Raw genomic sequence first — 14985 nt, forward strand, 5'->3', positions numbered from 1 at the left:
AGACCACATAACAAGGCGGCGGTGTGACCGACCGCACTTTCGGATGTGGAGATTAGGAGTCGAAACGTTGCAACTGCGTTGCATCGGCGCCCAAGCGCCGGTCCAGCACCCGGATCTTGGCCTCGATCTGCGCATACAGCGGAGACTCGCGATCCACGGTGGCCCGATAGGCCGCCCACGCCGCCGCGTCGTCGCGCCCTTCGGCGCCCGCAGTCCACCGACTCAAGACCGAAGCGTCGCCGGAACGTAATACAGCCGTTCTCAAGCGCACCCGCAATTCATCGCGAATGTCTATAACTCCCGGAGCGGTCGAGCGCGGCAACACCGGGCCCGCGTACAGCCGCACGGCGGCGTCCACATCCCCGGAATCCAGGGCGGCGCGCAGCGCCTCCACATCGGTGGCGATCGGCACCCGCAACCGGTACGGGCGCGAGCCGAAGACGTTCGAACCGACCACCGAGCGCAGCCGCGACATGGCGGCGCGAATCGTGGCGTTGTCCAGATCGGCGTCATCGAGGAGCAGGGCCAGGTGATCGGCCGACAACCCCTCGGAATGCTCGGCGAGCAGCAACAGGATCTCGGCGTGCCGCTGCGACAACGGGACCCGCTCCCCCGCCACGGTCAGCTGCGGCTGCCCCAGCCCGAGCACCTCCAGACCCAGGCGTTCCGGCGCGGGCGCGTCGGCGTGCGAACGCCGGTCCTGGCCCGAACGCACCGCGGCCAGCAGCAGATCCATCTCCGCGGCCGTGGCCGCCGCCTTCACCAGCGCCAGGATCTCCGGGCGCGCCACCCGCACGCCGCCGGCGATCATCAGCACGCCCACCAGGCGGCCGTCCGGATCGTGCACCGGCGCAGCCGCTCCCGTGATCTGGTGCATGCGGTGCAGGAAATGCTCGGGGCCGTGGATCCAGGCCGCGCGGCCGGTGCGCACCACCAGGCCCACCGCGTTGGTGCCGACCCGGCGTTCGCTCAGGTCGTTGCCCTCGCGCAATCCCGCCTCGGCGGCCGGCTGCACCCGGTCGGCATTGCCGTGCACCGAGAGCACGCGGCCGAACTGGTCGGCCACCACCACGATCAAACCGGTACTGGTCGCGTCCCGCAGCAACAGCTTGTCCACCAGCGGCATCACCGCGGCGATCGGATGCGCGTCGCGATAGCGCTCGAGGTCCGCGCCGCGCAGGCCGCGACCGTCCCCATCGTCCATCGGGTCCACGCCGCCGCGCACGCTGCGCAGCCACGATTCCAGGACCATGGGACGTAACAAGCCGGGCAGTTGCCCCAGCTGTTCTCCACCCAGGCTGAGATATCCGTGAGCCTGGGCGGCATATGTTTCGAGCGCACCGAGTTGACTGCCCGGTTCGGCGCCGTGGTTAGGGTTTCCCCCACCCGCAAGATTGCTGACCATTTGCCTTTCTTTCCGCACCCAAAGGGTACCGGCGGACCTGAGAGCCCAAGGCGGAAGCTGTACGTTTGTCCGGCAGGTCACACAGCAACCGTGTCCCGCGGAAATGTGAGCTACGCAGCATCTTGTTAAACACGCCGTGTTCAGTCACTGCGCGTGATCCGCGCGTCGCGGCGGCCCCGCCGAGGTTGCGGTGGCGCCGCTGACCGGATCACGACCGCGCACCCCGCCCCGAAAACCTTGCGGCGGCCCGGTTTTCGGTTAACACGGTTCACCGAATGTACCGCCCCGGCTCGCGCACTGTGCGAGGGTGGGTGGGGTGGAGGACATCGACCTGACCGATCTCGACCGGTTCGCGCGCGGCTTCCCGCACGCGGTCTTCGACCGGCTGCGGGCCGACACGCTGGTCTGGTGGCACCCGCCCACTCCACACACCCCCGACGGGGAAGGGTTCTGGGTGGTCAGCCGGTACGCCGACATCGTTGCCGTGGCCGGGGATTCGGTCACCTACTCCTCCGAGAGCGGCGGAGAACGGCGCGGCGGCGGCACCCTCATCGAGGACCTGCCCGTGGACTGGGCCGTCGGAGTCCTGCTCAACATGATGGACGACCCCCGGCACGCGGGCGTGCGGAAACTCCTCATGCCCAGCGTCGCGCCGCGCACCCTGAAACTCATCGAGGACGACCTGCGGCAACGCGCCGCCGACCTGGTCGACGCGGCGCTGGCCAAGGGCGAGTGCGACTTTCTGCTCGACCTCGCCGCCGAACTGCCGCTGCAGGCCGTCGCCCAACTGCTCGGGGTGCCGCAGGAGGACCGGCACCGGCTCTTCGGCTGGGCCAACGTCGCCCTGGACTACGACGATCGCGACCTCGGCGAGGCCACCGCGCGCACCCAGCGGGCCGTCGCCGAAACCCGGGCCTACGGGCGGGAACTGCTCGCCGCCAAGACCGCCGCGCCCGCCGACGACCTGCTCTCCCTGGCCGCCCACGCCACCATCGACGGGCAGCCGCTCACCGATATGGAGCAGGCCATGCTGTTCAGCCTGCTCATCGCGGCGGGCAGCGAGACCACCCGCAACTCCATCGCCGTCGGGATGCTGGCGCTCATCGAACGACCCGAGGTCTGGCGCAGCCTGCGCGAGGACCGGTCCCAACTGGACGGGGCCGTCGACGAGATGCTGCGGTGGGCCTCCTCCACCTCCTACAACCGGCGCACCGCCACCCGCGACGCCGAACTCGGCGGACAGCGAATCAAGGCCGGGGACAAGGTCACCCTGTGGTGGACCTCCGCGAACCGGGACGAAGCCGTGTTCGCCGACCCGCACACCTTCGACATCACCCGGCGGCCCAACCCGCACCTCGCCTTCGGGCGCGGCGGGCACTTCTGCCTCGGATCCAATCTGGCCCGCATGGAGATGCGGGTGGTGTTCGACGCGCTACTCGACCGGGTCGAGACCGCCGAACTCACCGGGGCCGTCGAATACACGCGCAGCAACAAGCACACCGGCGTCCGGCACATGCCGGTCCGGCTGCGGGCGCGCGGGGAGGAGGAGTAGATGAGCATCTCGGAGGATTACGTGCGGGCGGTCAACGCCGCCGACGAGGCCGCGCTGCTGAAGCTCTTCGCGCCCGGGGCCGAACTGCGCAATCCGCGAGGCGTTTTCACCGGTCACGACGAAATCGCCGGGTTCTATCGGGATGTCGTGTTCGCGGGCCGGGCGCGGACCGAGATCACGCGGGTAATCCCGGGCCCGTCAGTCGAAGTCGCACAGCTCGAGGCGACCAGCCCGCTCGGCAAGCCCGGCAACCGCACCTACGCGATCGACGTCTTCGGTCTCGGCCCCGACGGGCGCATCACCACACTGGAGATCTACTACCGCTGATCAACTGGACGGGAGCGTCGGTTTCAGCGCCGCCGCACTGCGGGTGCGGGCCGCGCCCCACCACACACCCGTCCCGTAGGCCACATCGTCCAACCGCCGGCAGAACACGTAGCGGATCGGATCCAGGCTGCCCGGCTCCCGATGGGTGAACCAGTCCGCCAAGCCCTCCGCCATGGCCAGGGTGATCGCGATGTGCCGGATCCGGCGCGAGCACAGCATGCCCAGCAGCGTCACCGGCCAATAGTGGCGGCACATGGCCGACGCCAGCCGCCACACCGCACCGCCGAAACCGCGCGTCATATAGATGGCGGCCACCCGGTTCGGATTGTCGAGCCCGGCGAACACCCGGCGTAATCGGACCAGCGTCGCGCCCAGGGTCAGCACCCCGCCGAAGATGCCCCAGCCCGACGCGGTGCTCAGCAGGCCCGCCGACACCGCCGTCCAGATCGGCAGCGACAGCGGCGCGGCCATCCCCTTGTGCCGCTGCGCCAGCGGGGCCACACCCGTCCCATGGGTGACCTTGTGGGCGAACCACTTTCGCAGCGACACCGGATTGCTGTGCGCCACCCGGGCCGCGGGCTCGTAGCGCAGCCGCCAGCCCGCGCGATCCAGCCGCCAGCACAGGTCGACATCGCCGCCCGCACCCATGGACTCGTCGAAACCGCCCTCGCCCAGCACGGCCAGCCGGCGCACCAGCACCGCCGAACTCGGCACGTACGGCACCGGGCCGTGCGCCTGCACCGCCGACTCACGGCGGCCGCGATGCACCGAACCGCGGGTGTGCTCGTAGCGGGCCAGCACCGTGGAATCGGGATCCATGGCCAGGATGCGCGGGGCCACCAGCGCCACCTTGGGATCGCTGAAATGCCCCAGCATGACCTCCAGCCAGCCGGTCCGGGGCACCACCTCCGGATCCAGGAAGGCCACGAATTCGGTTGACGCGGATCGCAATCCGAAATTACGGGCCGCGGCCGCCCCGTGCCGGCGATCGCGGCGCAGCACGGTGATCCGGCATCGGCTGCGCGCCTCCGGAATCCGCACCGGCTGATCCGAACCGTCGTCCACCACGATCACCGTGTGGCCGCGCAGCGCCGACAACAGCCGCGACAGCTCCGGAGCGTTGTTGTGCACCGGCACGATCACGGTGACGTCCTCCAGCGACGGCAACAGCCGCGGACGCGGGTTCGCGACACCGGAATCGAGAAGACGTCTGGCAACCCGCGCCGACGCCGGGTCGGTCACCTCGAGGTACCCGTCACCGATCAAGGCCGCAGCTTCCGGAGCGAGCCGTAGCAACCTCGTCGGCGTGCCGCCGACCAGTAGCCGTCCACCGGAATAAGTGCGCACCTTGGGATCGATTCGCACCCCGAAACCATCGGGAAGGCGATCATGGCGCATTCCCGAATGCTAAGTCAGCACACCACTGGCAATGATGATTGCCACGCTGGCTCTGTTAATTTTGCCCTCCGCTTCGCTCCGGGCGGGTTCGCGGCCCCTGGTCCCGATTCTTCCCTCCTCCGCTCCTCCGCTTCGCTCCCCCGCTCCGTCAGTCCAGAATCGGGACGGCCGCGAACCTTGGGTGCACATCGGACCGTAGCTCGACCAGCAGAGTCGGGTGCGCTCTACACTGCGGAAGGAAAATCGGCAGTTGAACAGGTAGGGGACGGAAATCCGTGCCCGTGGTGGTCGAGGCGGTATGGGAGTCGGGCGCATGCAGACAGGCGGGGGCGGTAACACCCTCTCGGAATCCGAGATCGTCGAGGCCGCCCTGCGGGTGGTCCGGCAGGACGGCGTGGAGAAGCTGTCGATGCGACGGCTCTCCCGCGAACTCGGAGTTTCACCGATGGCCCCCTATTACTACGTCGCCGACAAGCGGGAGCTACTCGACTTGGTGGCGACCGCGGCGCTGACCGGCGTCCGCAAGCCGCCACCCGAATTCGGCACGTGGCAAATGCGTTTGCGGGATCTCATCGACCAGATCGACGAGAAATTGCGCAAGCACCCGGGTCTCGGCGACGTCCTGATCGAGCAGATGCTCGGCAAACAGCTCGACCTGATCGCGGCCGTGATGGAAATCCTCTTCGACGCCGGTTTCGACGAGCGCAATGTGCTCTCCGCCTACGCCACCATCCACACCTATCTGTTCGGTCGTTCCAAGGTGAACCCGCGCGACCGCTCGTCGCTGCTGGACCGGGTGCTGCCCGAGGCGGTGGAGCGCGCCACCAAACACATGGCGGATCTGCGCGGCAAGTTCTCCTACGACTTCTCGATGGACGTGCTGATCGCCGGTCTGGAAGCTCAGCTTGTCCGGCAGCGCGACAGCCACGTATAGTCAAACTAGAACACGTTCTAGTTTGGGTAGACTGCTCCGGCTGACCATCACTGCCGGGTTCGAGAGGACACTATGACCACCGTCGACGTACCGCACAGCTCGCGATCGGCCGTGCTGCGGGTCTCCGCGGTCATCAACGAGACGGCCGACTCCTGCTCGCTGGTCTTCGACGTGCCCGAGGAACTCAGCGAGCGCTTCGCCTACACGCCGGGCCAGTTCCTGACCCTGCGCATCCCGAGCGACCTGACCGGGTCCGTGGCCCGCTGCTACTCGCTGGCCAGCTCGCCGCACACCGACGACAAGCCGAAGGTGACCATCAAGCGCACCGTCGACGGCTACGCGTCGAACTGGGTGTGCGACAACGTGAAAGCCGGCGACACCATGGAGGTGCTGCCGCCGTCCGGCGTCTTCACCCCCAAGAACCTCGACGAGGACCTGCTGCTGTTCGCGGCCGGCAGCGGCATCACCCCGGTGATGTCCATCCTCAAGTCGGCGCTCGCCCGCGGCAACGGCCGCATCGTGGTGGTCTACGCCAACCGCGACCACGAGTCGGTCATCTTCGCCCGCGAACTGCGCGAACTCGCCGACAAGAACCCGCAGCGGGTCGTCGTCATCCACTGGCTCGAAGCCCTCCAGGGCCTGCCGACCGCGGACGCCTTCGCCGCCCTGGTCTCGCCCTACACCGCCCACGAGGCGTTCATGTGCGGCCCCAAGCCGTTCATGGACCGGGTCCACGACGCCCTCGGCCAGCTCGGCGTGCCGCGCAACCGCACCCACGCCGAGGTCTTCAACTCGCTCTCCGGCGACCCGTTCGCCGATGTCGCCCCGGTCGAGATCAGCGCCGAGGAGGCCGCCGACGCCGCCAGCGTCGAGGTCGAACTCGACGGCGAGACCCACGAGATGACCTGGCCGCGCAGCCAGACCCTGGTCGACATCATGCTCTCCAAGGGCCTGGACGTGCCCTACTCCTGCCTCGAGGGCGAATGCGGCTCCTGCGCCTGCACCGTCCTGGAGGGCGAGGTGGAGATGGAGAACGCGGAGATCCTCGACCCCGAGGACATCGCCAACGGCTACATCCTGGGCTGCCAGGCCCGGCCGGTGACGGACCGCCTGAAGATCCAGTTCTGAGACAACCCGACTCCCGGAACTCTCAGGGCTTCGCCCCGAACCCCGAAAACGATTCGGCCGCCGCGTTGTTTCACGCGGCGGCCGATGTCGTTTGTGCGGTCCGGGCTCAGTACGCCGAGAAGACGTTGTCGATCGAGCCGTAGCGGTGCGCCGCGTAGTTGCAGGCGGCGGAGATGTTCGCGACCGGGTCGTAGATGTCCCACGAGGTGCCGTCGACGTGGTACGCCTGGAACGTCGGGTCGATGACCTGCAGCAGCCCCTTGGACGGGATGCCCGCGGCGGCGTTCGAGTCGTAGAGGTTGATGGCGCGCGGGTTTCCGCCGGACTCACGCTGGATGTTGCGGAAGATGCCGTCGTAGCTGCCCGGAATGCCGCGCTGGTTCATGACCTGCATGGCATTGCGGATCCAGCCGTCCAGATTGTCGGCGAAGACCGGGGGCAGCAACTGGTTGAGGGGGCCGGGCAGGCCCTGCACCGCGGCGCGGACCTGGTCCTGCTGCGGCGCCGGCAGGGAGTTGTTGAGATCGGTGGCCTGCTGCTGGACCTGCTGGGCGGTGCCCTGGAACTCGGGCGGGACGCCGTTGACGTCGGCGGAGGCGGTGCCGGCGGCGATGGCCGAGGCGGCGAGCGCGACGGCGGCGAGGCTGGTGACGGTTCGGACGGGCTGAGCGAAGAATTTATGCATGGCGAATCTCGGTATCGCAGCGCTGACCACGGCGGGTGTCCCTCGGGACCCTGCCGACGCACTGCATGGATCGTGATGTGCAAGGTGGCGGAACGAGATTCGGGAGATTTCCCAGCTATCACCGTTCGTTCACGCTCTCGCCGAAGGCGGCGGTCTCCGCGTGGGGTGCTCCAACTCGTTTCGAGCTGGTATCGGCCATTGCCGACTGATCACAGAGTGGTCTCGACAAATGAACGTAAACTGAACGCAGGGTTAACTGTCAGGATAAATCCCTCGAGCGATGCGTCACAGCAACCCGGCAGCGTGGGCTACCGCCGCGGTGTTCACCGCTGGGCGCGGTAGTGCGCCCGTTGCTCCAGGGTGAGGTGCTCGGTCGCGTAACTCAACGCCGTGCGGCCCATCGCCGCCGCGTGCGCGTCCAGAAATCCGCTCAGAATCGCGGGATCCACCCGCTTCCCGATCTCGCGCAGCATCCAGCCCACCGCCTTCTGGATCAGATCACGGCGGTCGTCGAGCAGGCGCTCACACAATTCCACGGTGGTGGCGGTATCCCCCTGTTTGATGAACGCGAACGTGGTCAGCAACGCCACCCGCCGCTCCCACAGCGAATCCCCCGCCGCGAATTTCCCGAGCAGATCGCGCGGACGCTCCAGCAACCACGGACCGAGAATGAACTCCGCCGAGGCGTCCACCAGATCCCAGTTGTTCACCCGGCCCCTGCGCACCGCCGCCAGATACAACTCGACAATCTCACGCTGCCGCGCCGCATCGCCCCCGCGCTTGCGCGACGCCTTCGTCATCTCCCTATTCAGAATCACCAGCGCCGCCAGCCGATGCTCGTGCACCGGACTGTCGAGCAGTGCGTCGATCTCCGAAAGCGGCATCCCGGCAAACCGTTTCACCGCCTTCCGGGTCTGCGGAACCCGGACGCCGATGAATACATCCCCTTCGCCGTACTCGCCCGGCCCGGTCTTGAAAAAGCGCTGCAGATGCACCGCGTCGGCCGGATCGGCGAGCGCCGCCAAATCCGCTCGCACCGCATCGGCGGTCAAACCATTCGACGCCGCACCGATACCGCTCATCGCGCCTCCCGAGTCAGTGATCCAAGGCCCTCTCGAACGAATACTGAAGTGACGCCTCATCCCATAACGGTCCGGGTAACTCGCCGGGGACGTCCACGAGCTTTACCGTGTTTCCGCCGCGGCTCGTAAGAGGACCTCGCCAAAATTTCGCATGTGGTCCGCCCCTCCGTACCAGGCGGCGACCAATTCCACGGCCGCCGAACGGGTCCGGTGCGCGGCGTCGGCCAACTGCGCGATATCACCCCCACCGGATTCGGCGGCGCTGGCGGCCACCTCCAGATCGTGGCTGGCGACCAGCAGGCGCATGATGTGGTGCAGATCGATGGTGGCGTCGCCGGTGCGGAACTCGGCGGCGGCCTTCGACTCCGGCGCGGCGGCGGGCGATGCGGGCGCGATGACCGTCGACTCGGTCGCGACCTCCGTCGACTCGGTCACGACGGGCGTCGACTCCGTCAGTGCGTGCGCCGGCGCGGCCACGGGCTCGGCCGGCACAGCGGCGGGTTCGGACAGCGCGACGACGGGCTCGGACAGCGCGGCGACGGGCTCGGACAGCGCGGCGATCGGCTCGGGAACGCTCGAAACCTGCTGTTCGACAACGGGTTCCGGGGCGGCGCGACGACGCGAGGGAGCACCCGCCGGGCGGGTGGACTCGCGGGGCGTCTCGTGCACGCTCTCACGCAGGGACGCGGCGACCGCCTCCATGCTCTCCAGACTGGCCGGGGCCTCCAGGCTCTCCAGACGGGCCGGAGTCTCCAGTCGCTCCGGGGTCTCCAGGCGCTCAGGGGTTTCCAGCCGCTCCGGGATCTCGTACCGGACGGGCGGCTCGGGGTCCGGCGCGTAGCGGCGCGACACCGGAGGCTCGAATTCGACAGCGGGGCCGGCGCCGAAGACGCTGTCCCGCGGCTCGGCCGGCAGGGCGAAGGACTGCAGCTCGGGGGCGGGACGCAGGCCCAGCGTGTCGCTGTCCATGGCGGACGGCGCCGCGAAAGGCTCGCTCTCCGGGGCGGAACGGGTGAACTGCCCGCTGTCGGCGGGACTGGTCAGCGGACCGCTGTCATTGATCGACCGGGTGAACGGCGACCCGTCGGCGGCGGGGCGCGTTCCGAACGGCTCACCGTTGACCGGCACCGCGAACGGCTCACTGTCGGTGGTGATGCGGGCCGAGAACGGCTCGTCCGCGGCCAGCCGGGCGGCCACGGCCTCCGGGTCCGAGGTGCGCTGCGGCAGTCCGGGGGCGCGCTGCGGCAGCTCCGGAGCACGCTGCGGCAACTCCGGCGCGCGCTGGGTCAGGTCGAAATTGCGCTGCGGCAGGTCAGGGGAGCGCTGCGGTAGATCGGGCGCGATCCGGCGCGACAGGGCCTCCGATTCCGGTGTGCTGCGCAGGGTTACGGGTGCCGACGACCACTGCACCTGCTGGTCGTGGCCGTTCCGGCTCAGGCCGTCGTGCCCGTTGCGGGACAGACCGTCGTGGCCGTTGCGGGACAGGCCGTCATGTCCGTTGCGGGACAACCCGGCGTGCGCGCCGGTATCGATGCCGGTCAGCACCGGATTCGGTGAGGTGCCCGGCGCGTCCGGGTGGGTGAGGCGGTAACCCGGCTGACGCGCGGAACGCGAATCCCCCGGGCCGGTGGTGAAATCGGCATCCATGGCCGCCATTCTTACCGGGCGGTGGCGGCCGGTGCGAGTCGGGCTACGCTCCGGCCGTGCGCCCGGTCACCACGAAACCGGCTCACGACCAACGGTATTGGGGCATTGACGCGCGCGCCACCCGGCGGCGAACCGGCTCAGCAGGTGGTCGGAGCCGGTACGCCGCGCAACCGGGCGTCCACCCAGTCCAGCGCCGCGGGCAGGCCCAGCACCGCCGCGGACAGGTGTTCGGGCGACGAGTTCAGATTGACGTCGACCGGCACCCCCGCCGCGCAGTACCGGCGGTCGGTGTTCACGATGGCGTCCACCGGGATCAGCGGATCGGTCGGCGAATGCCATTCGAAGATCGGCGTATTCGGCACCCCGTCGTACAGCTCCAGGCTGTTCTCCTGTAGCACCGACAGCGCCGTCGGATCGTCGATCAGCAAGGTGCTGGCCGCGAACTCGCGCGCGCTGTGGCCCGCCCCGATGGCCATGATCTCGTTGGTGCAGCCATTGGCCATGGCGTTGCGGGCGGACAGGCCCGCGGTGTTCATCTGGGTGCTGATCGGCAGCCGGTCCGGATACTCCCGCTCCAGGCCGATGGCGGCCGCCATGGCCAGCCCGAACGCCGGATGCGGCTGGAAGCCCAGCTGGCGCACCATCTTCTCCAGATTCATCGGCACGCCGCCGGTGGCCGCGCCCGCGATCTCCAGTTCCGGCGCGTAGCGCGGGGCCAGCGCCGCCGCCCACGCGGTCGCCATGCCGCCGCCGGAGTATCCGGCCATCGCGACCCGGCTGTCACCGAGGCCCAGTTCCGGCGTCCGCTTGACCGCACGAATCCCGTCCAGGGTGATCTGCCCGCCCAATTTGGCCGCGCCGTAGGCGAAATTCGGTCCGAGGTGGTCCGGCAGCGCCACCGACCAGCCGCGCCGCAGCGCCACGTTCAGGGCGACGGCTTCCTTCACATACAGATTCGGGTCGCTGGTGTACAGCACCCGCGACACCGCGCACTGCGCGCCGAGGCCGTTGATGATGTGCTGATAGGACAGCAGCGGCCCGCCCGGCTGATGCTCGCGCGGCGTGAGCACCGTGGTGACCGCGGCGATCGGGCCGCCCTCGGAGCCGGTGGACCGGAATTTCACCATGGTGACCGCGGTCTCGGGGAACATCAGCAGCGGCGGCATGGGCCGCGTCGCCAGCACGTCGCCCGGCGCGAAGTCGGCGATGTCGGCCGGTTGCGCGTAGAACGGATCCGGGTCGGGCGCGGGATAGATCGGATCCGCGTGCGCCGCGGGCGCCATCGCCGCGAGAGCCAGACCCGCCGAGAACAATCCGAAAATACGCAGCAACAGCTTGGCTTTCACCAGTTCCTCCACGAATTTCGCAGTGAGAATCGCATGTTTGCCCCACAAGGAGTGTGGTTCGCGAAGGTTGGAGAAGAAGCAGCGACACGCCAGCAATCATGATGTCGCGGCGAACTCAACCCATCTGGGTCATGCCCGCCGCCACCACGTTCGCCACATTCAGGATCTCGTCGGCCGTCGGCAACGGCAGCCCGTCCAACGCGTGCAGGCGATCCGTGCTCGCGATGGCCAGCATCGCCGACACCCACGCCGCCGCGCAGGCCCGCAGCGTCCCCGGCTGCACCGGGCCCGGCGCACTCGCCGCCAGCACCCGCGCGGTCGCGTCCAGCAGCTGATCGCGCATGCGGCGCAACTGCTTGCGCACATCCGGATGGGTATCGGCCTCGCGCCACATGATGACGCGCAGCACCGAGGAATGGTGATCGCGCAGATTCAGCGCGGCGTCCATATTGACCAGACTCTTGGCCGGATCACCCGGCACCACCACCGAATAGATATCGTCGATCGGCTCCGGCGGGACGCGCTCGGCCATCAGGGCCGACAGAATCGCGTCCTTGGTCGGGAAGTAGTAGAAGACGAGGCCTTTGGGCACCCCGGCGGCCTCGGCGATGGCCGCGGTGGCCGTGGCGTCGAAACCATTGGCCGCGAACAGCTTCTCGGCGGCATCGAGAATGAGCTGGCGAGCGTCCCCGTCGACCTTCTTGCTGCGACGCTTCCGTGGTGCAGGCACTGCTCGACTTCCTCCTCACGCTTCGAAGCGGAGGCGGCCGCCACCGGTCGGGCGGACGTAGGGAACAAGCATATCGCGCGGACACGCCGGCCTCGTGGGGTCTCCCGCCCTTCACAGGAGAACGAGGCCGGCGCGCCGCGACCCGGTCAGTGGTGCGCCGCGGTGCCGAATCGGCCCGCAACCTCCGGCATCTCGGCCAACGCGACCACGACCGTCAACGCGCCCACGATCCATGCGACCCAGGAGGCGTTGCTGTAGGAGTGGAAGTTCATCACCCACGGGGAGATGAACATCAGGACACCGAGGACGCCGAGCGCTCGGCCCGTCATCGCGGTACCCATATCGCGCAACTGCGCCAGGCCCGCGAGTGCGATCAGCACACCGAGCACGACGAGGGTCCACAGTGCGCGGTCGCTGTGCGACACCCAGATCGGGGACAGCGCGGCTACGACGCCGAGCACGAACGTCAAGGCGTGCTCCGCGCGACTCATGGTGAACATGGAATGCCTCCTTTGAAAGGCCAGGAAATATGTTCTGATTCCGTTGTAATACTGATTGACCGCCCGATCAATAAATGCCCGGATACGATTGGGCCGCATCTCGGGTGTGACGGCCGACACGTCGGTGGGGGCCTGCGGGAACCGCTAAGGTGGGCACATGTCGCACTCGGTAGAACAGGTTCTAATTGTCGGTGGTGGACTCGCGGGATTGCGCACCGCAGAGGAGCTCCGACGTGCCGGTTACACCGGTGAACTGACCCTGCTGAGCGACGAGAACCACGCCCCGTACGACCGGCCGCCGCTGTCGAAGCAGTACATGCGCGGCGAAACCGACGACACCGCGCTGCGGCCCGCCGAGTTCTACGCCGAACAGGACATCCGGCTGCGCCTGGGCGTGACCGCCACCGGCGTCGACACCGACGCCCGCCGGGTCCGGCTCTCCGACGGCACCGAAGCCGCCTACGACGCCCTGGTCATCGCCACCGGGCTGCGGCCGCGCCGGATCCCCGGGCTGCCCGAGGTCTCCGGCGTGCACGTGCTGCGCTCGCACGACGACGCCGCGGCCATGCGCGACCACCTGGACTCGGCCCGCAAGGCCGTCATCGTGGGCGCCGGCTTCATCGGCTGCGAACTCGCGGCCAGCTTCCGGGCGCGCGGGCTCGACGTCACCATCGTCGAACCGCAGCCCACTCCCCTGTACGCCGCGCTCGGCGAGCAGGTCGGCGCGCTGGTGGCCCGGCTGCACGAGGCCGAGGGCATCGAGCTGCGCTGCGGCGTCGGGGTGGAAACGCTTGTCACCGAGGGTGACTCGGTGAGCGGCGTCCGGCTCGCCGACGGCAGCGTCGTCGACGCCGACCTGGTGGTCATCGGCATCGGCTCGGTGCCCGTCACCGAGTGGCTCGACGGCTCCGGCATTCCGCTGGCCGCGCCCGCCGACGGCGGTGGCGTGCTCGCCGACGAGACCGGGCGCACCTCGGTCCCCGGCGTCTGGGCGCTCGGCGACGTGGCCGCCTGGCCGCACGCCATCGGCCGCAACAAGCGCGTCGAGCACTGGACCAATGCCGGCGAGCAGGCGCAGGTGCTGGCCGCCGCGCTGCTGGGCGGCGCCCCGGCCGAGATCCAGGTGCCGTATGTGTGGAGCGACCAGTACGACATGAAGATCCAGGTGCTCGGCATCCCGGCGCTGGCCGACGAGATCGAGATCGTGGAGGACAAGGGCCGCAAGTTCCTGGCCCACTACCGCCGCGCGGGCACGCTGGTCGCCGTGGTCGGCGCGAGCATGGCGGGCAAGGTCATGAAGGCCCGCGGCGAACTCGCCGCGAACCTCCAGCCGGTGGCTACCGCGGGCTGAACGGGAGCGGGCAACCGCTCGGCCACACCTGGACAAGCGCGACATTCCGACCCGCGGTTCGCGATCAGGCCGGTGCTTTCACTACCGTGCAAGGTGTGATCGTCGCGCTCATCGACTCCGGACTGGGGCTGCTGCCCACGGCCGCCTGGTTGCGGAAGCTGCGGCCCGATCTCGACCTGCTGCTGCTCAACGACCCCGACGGCGCGCCCTGGGGTCCCAAGCCCGAGCAGTGGGTCATCGACCGGGTGCTGGACACCGCACGCCTCGCCCTGAGCGAGGGCGCGGAAGTCATTGTGCTGCCCTGCAATACGGCCAGCGTCACCGCACTCGAACACGTCCGCGCCATGGTCGGGCCCGAGGTGCCGGTGATCGGCACCGTGCCCGCCATCAAACCCGCCGCGGCCGCCTGCGCGAAGGTCGCCGTCTGGGCGACCGCCGCCACCACCGGCAGCTCCTACCAGGCCGGGCTGATCGCGCAGTTCGGCGGCGACGCCGAGGTCACCGGGGTCGCGTGCCACGGGCTCGCCGACGCCATCGACCGCGGTGACCTCCCGGTCATCGCCGAGGCCATCGCGGCTGCCGCCGCCCGCACCCCCGCCGACACCGAGGGCATCGTGCTCGGCTGCACCCACTACCCGCTCGTCCTCGACGACATCCTCGCCGCTCTGCCCGACGGCGTGCGCGTCTTCGACAGCGCCGAGGCCGTGGCCGGGCAGACCCTGCGCCGCATGGACGCCCTCGGACGGCCCACCGCGGGGGCGGGCGCCGTCCGCATCCTGGCCTCCGGACGTCCGGCCCGACTGCCTTCCGCCGCAGCGGCTTTCGAATCCGGCCGCCTGCTCGGCGCGACCTGCGAGGACCGGCTCACCGCCTCCTGATCACTCCCCCGGACACACGAAA

The 14985-nt window shown here is 69.2% G+C and carries 14 protein-coding genes; 6 read left to right on the forward strand and 8 right to left on the reverse strand.

Annotated features, from left to right (window positions below):
* Positions 1 to 52 precede the first annotated feature (52 nt).
* A complete protein-coding gene (locus tag ACWEOI_RS10725; protein WP_357281711.1) occupies positions 53 to 1405 on the reverse strand; it encodes a GAF domain-containing protein in 1353 nt (450 codons plus the stop codon).
* Between the two features lie 316 nt (positions 1406 to 1721).
* Between ACWEOI_RS10725 and ACWEOI_RS10730 the strand changes: the two genes are divergently transcribed.
* Positions 1722 to 2957 carry a cytochrome P450 gene (locus tag ACWEOI_RS10730; RefSeq protein ID WP_452359477.1) on the forward strand — a complete coding sequence of 412 codons (1236 nt, stop codon included), beginning with the start codon at positions 1722 to 1724 and terminating at the stop codon, positions 2955 to 2957.
* On the forward strand, positions 2958 to 3284 hold the full coding sequence (locus tag ACWEOI_RS10735; protein ID WP_433668633.1) for a nuclear transport factor 2 family protein: 327 nt from the start codon (positions 2958 to 2960) through the stop codon (positions 3282 to 3284). It begins immediately after the preceding gene.
* Here ACWEOI_RS10735 and mftF read toward each other — a convergent pair whose 3' ends face one another.
* Entirely contained in the window at positions 3285 to 4682 is a 1398-nt protein-coding gene (gene mftF, locus ACWEOI_RS10740) for a mycofactocin biosynthesis glycosyltransferase MftF (protein ID WP_452359478.1), read from the reverse strand.
* Positions 4683 to 4995: 313 nt separating this feature from the next.
* On the opposite strand from mftF, the gene mftR2 reads away from it, so the two are divergent.
* On the forward strand, positions 4996 to 5616 hold the full coding sequence (gene mftR2 / locus ACWEOI_RS10745; RefSeq protein WP_357091178.1) for a mycofactocin system transcriptional regulator MftR2: 621 nt from the start codon (positions 4996 to 4998) through the stop codon (positions 5614 to 5616).
* Between the two features lie 72 nt (positions 5617 to 5688).
* Positions 5689 to 6744 carry a 2Fe-2S iron-sulfur cluster-binding protein gene (locus tag ACWEOI_RS10750; protein WP_404204528.1) on the forward strand — a complete coding sequence of 352 codons (1056 nt, stop codon included), beginning with the start codon at positions 5689 to 5691 and terminating at the stop codon, positions 6742 to 6744.
* Positions 6745 to 6850: 106 nt separating this feature from the next.
* Here the strand turns inward: ACWEOI_RS10750 and ACWEOI_RS10755 are convergent, their stop codons facing one another.
* The 6 genes from ACWEOI_RS10755 to ACWEOI_RS10780 all read right to left on the reverse strand — a co-directional run bounded on the left by ACWEOI_RS10755 (position 6851) and on the right by ACWEOI_RS10780 (position 12734).
* Entirely contained in the window at positions 6851 to 7429 is a 579-nt protein-coding gene (locus ACWEOI_RS10755) for a transglycosylase SLT domain-containing protein (RefSeq protein WP_433668635.1), read from the reverse strand.
* Between the two features lie 323 nt (positions 7430 to 7752).
* Positions 7753 to 8511, reverse strand: a complete 759-nt coding sequence (locus ACWEOI_RS10760) for a DNA alkylation repair protein (RefSeq protein WP_452359583.1) — start codon at positions 8509 to 8511, stop codon at positions 7753 to 7755.
* A gap of 102 nt (positions 8512 to 8613) precedes the next feature.
* Positions 8614 to 10158: a hypothetical protein gene (locus ACWEOI_RS10765; RefSeq protein WP_452359479.1), complete on the reverse strand. Its 1545-nt coding sequence runs from the start codon at positions 10156 to 10158 to the stop codon at positions 8614 to 8616.
* A 137-nt stretch (positions 10159 to 10295) separates the two neighbouring features.
* Positions 10296 to 11441 carry a lipase family protein gene (locus ACWEOI_RS10770; RefSeq protein WP_433673495.1) on the reverse strand — a complete coding sequence of 382 codons (1146 nt, stop codon included), beginning with the start codon at positions 11439 to 11441 and terminating at the stop codon, positions 10296 to 10298.
* Positions 11442 to 11619: 178 nt separating this feature from the next.
* Entirely contained in the window at positions 11620 to 12234 is a 615-nt protein-coding gene (locus ACWEOI_RS10775) for a TetR family transcriptional regulator (protein WP_433591925.1), read from the reverse strand.
* Positions 12235 to 12380: 146 nt separating this feature from the next.
* Positions 12381 to 12734 carry an SPW repeat protein gene (locus tag ACWEOI_RS10780; RefSeq protein ID WP_433668641.1) on the reverse strand — a complete coding sequence of 118 codons (354 nt, stop codon included), beginning with the start codon at positions 12732 to 12734 and terminating at the stop codon, positions 12381 to 12383.
* A 157-nt stretch (positions 12735 to 12891) separates the two neighbouring features.
* On the opposite strand from ACWEOI_RS10780, the gene ACWEOI_RS10785 reads away from it, so the two are divergent.
* Together ACWEOI_RS10785 and ACWEOI_RS10790 are read left to right on the forward strand one after the other, a co-directional pair.
* Positions 12892 to 14085: an NAD(P)/FAD-dependent oxidoreductase gene (locus tag ACWEOI_RS10785; RefSeq protein ID WP_452359480.1), complete on the forward strand. Its 1194-nt coding sequence runs from the start codon at positions 12892 to 12894 to the stop codon at positions 14083 to 14085.
* A gap of 95 nt (positions 14086 to 14180) precedes the next feature.
* On the forward strand, positions 14181 to 14963 hold the full coding sequence (locus ACWEOI_RS10790) for an aspartate/glutamate racemase family protein (protein ID WP_433668644.1): 783 nt from the start codon (positions 14181 to 14183) through the stop codon (positions 14961 to 14963).
* Positions 14964 to 14985 lie beyond the last annotated feature (22 nt).

This window comes from Nocardia sp. NPDC004340, assembly GCF_053602575.1.

Excerpts from the sequence above, each read along its gene's own strand:
- ACWEOI_RS10725 (WP_357281711.1), bottom strand. The coding sequence starts at position 1,405 with ATGGTCAGCAATCTTGCGGGTGGGGGAAACCCTAACCACGGCGCCGAA.
- ACWEOI_RS10735 (WP_433668633.1), top strand. The coding sequence starts at position 2,958 with ATGAGCATCTCGGAGGATTACGTGCGGGCGGTCAACGCCGCCGACGAG.
- mftF (WP_452359478.1), bottom strand. The coding sequence starts at position 4,682 with ATGCGCCATGATCGCCTTCCCGATGGTTTCGGGGTGCGAATCGATCCC.
- mftR2 (WP_357091178.1), top strand. The coding sequence starts at position 4,996 with ATGCAGACAGGCGGGGGCGGTAACACCCTCTCGGAATCCGAGATCGTC.
- ACWEOI_RS10750 (WP_404204528.1), top strand. The coding sequence starts at position 5,689 with ATGACCACCGTCGACGTACCGCACAGCTCGCGATCGGCCGTGCTGCGG.
- ACWEOI_RS10755 (WP_433668635.1), bottom strand. The coding sequence starts at position 7,429 with ATGCATAAATTCTTCGCTCAGCCCGTCCGAACCGTCACCAGCCTCGCC.
- ACWEOI_RS10760 (WP_452359583.1), bottom strand. The coding sequence starts at position 8,511 with ATGAGCGGTATCGGTGCGGCGTCGAATGGTTTGACCGCCGATGCGGTG.
- ACWEOI_RS10765 (WP_452359479.1), bottom strand. The coding sequence starts at position 10,158 with ATGGATGCCGATTTCACCACCGGCCCGGGGGATTCGCGTTCCGCGCGT.
- ACWEOI_RS10770 (WP_433673495.1), bottom strand. The coding sequence starts at position 11,441 with ATGGCGCCCGCGGCGCACGCGGATCCGATCTATCCCGCGCCCGACCCG.
- ACWEOI_RS10780 (WP_433668641.1), bottom strand. The coding sequence starts at position 12,734 with ATGTTCACCATGAGTCGCGCGGAGCACGCCTTGACGTTCGTGCTCGGC.
- ACWEOI_RS10785 (WP_452359480.1), top strand. The coding sequence starts at position 12,892 with ATGTCGCACTCGGTAGAACAGGTTCTAATTGTCGGTGGTGGACTCGCG.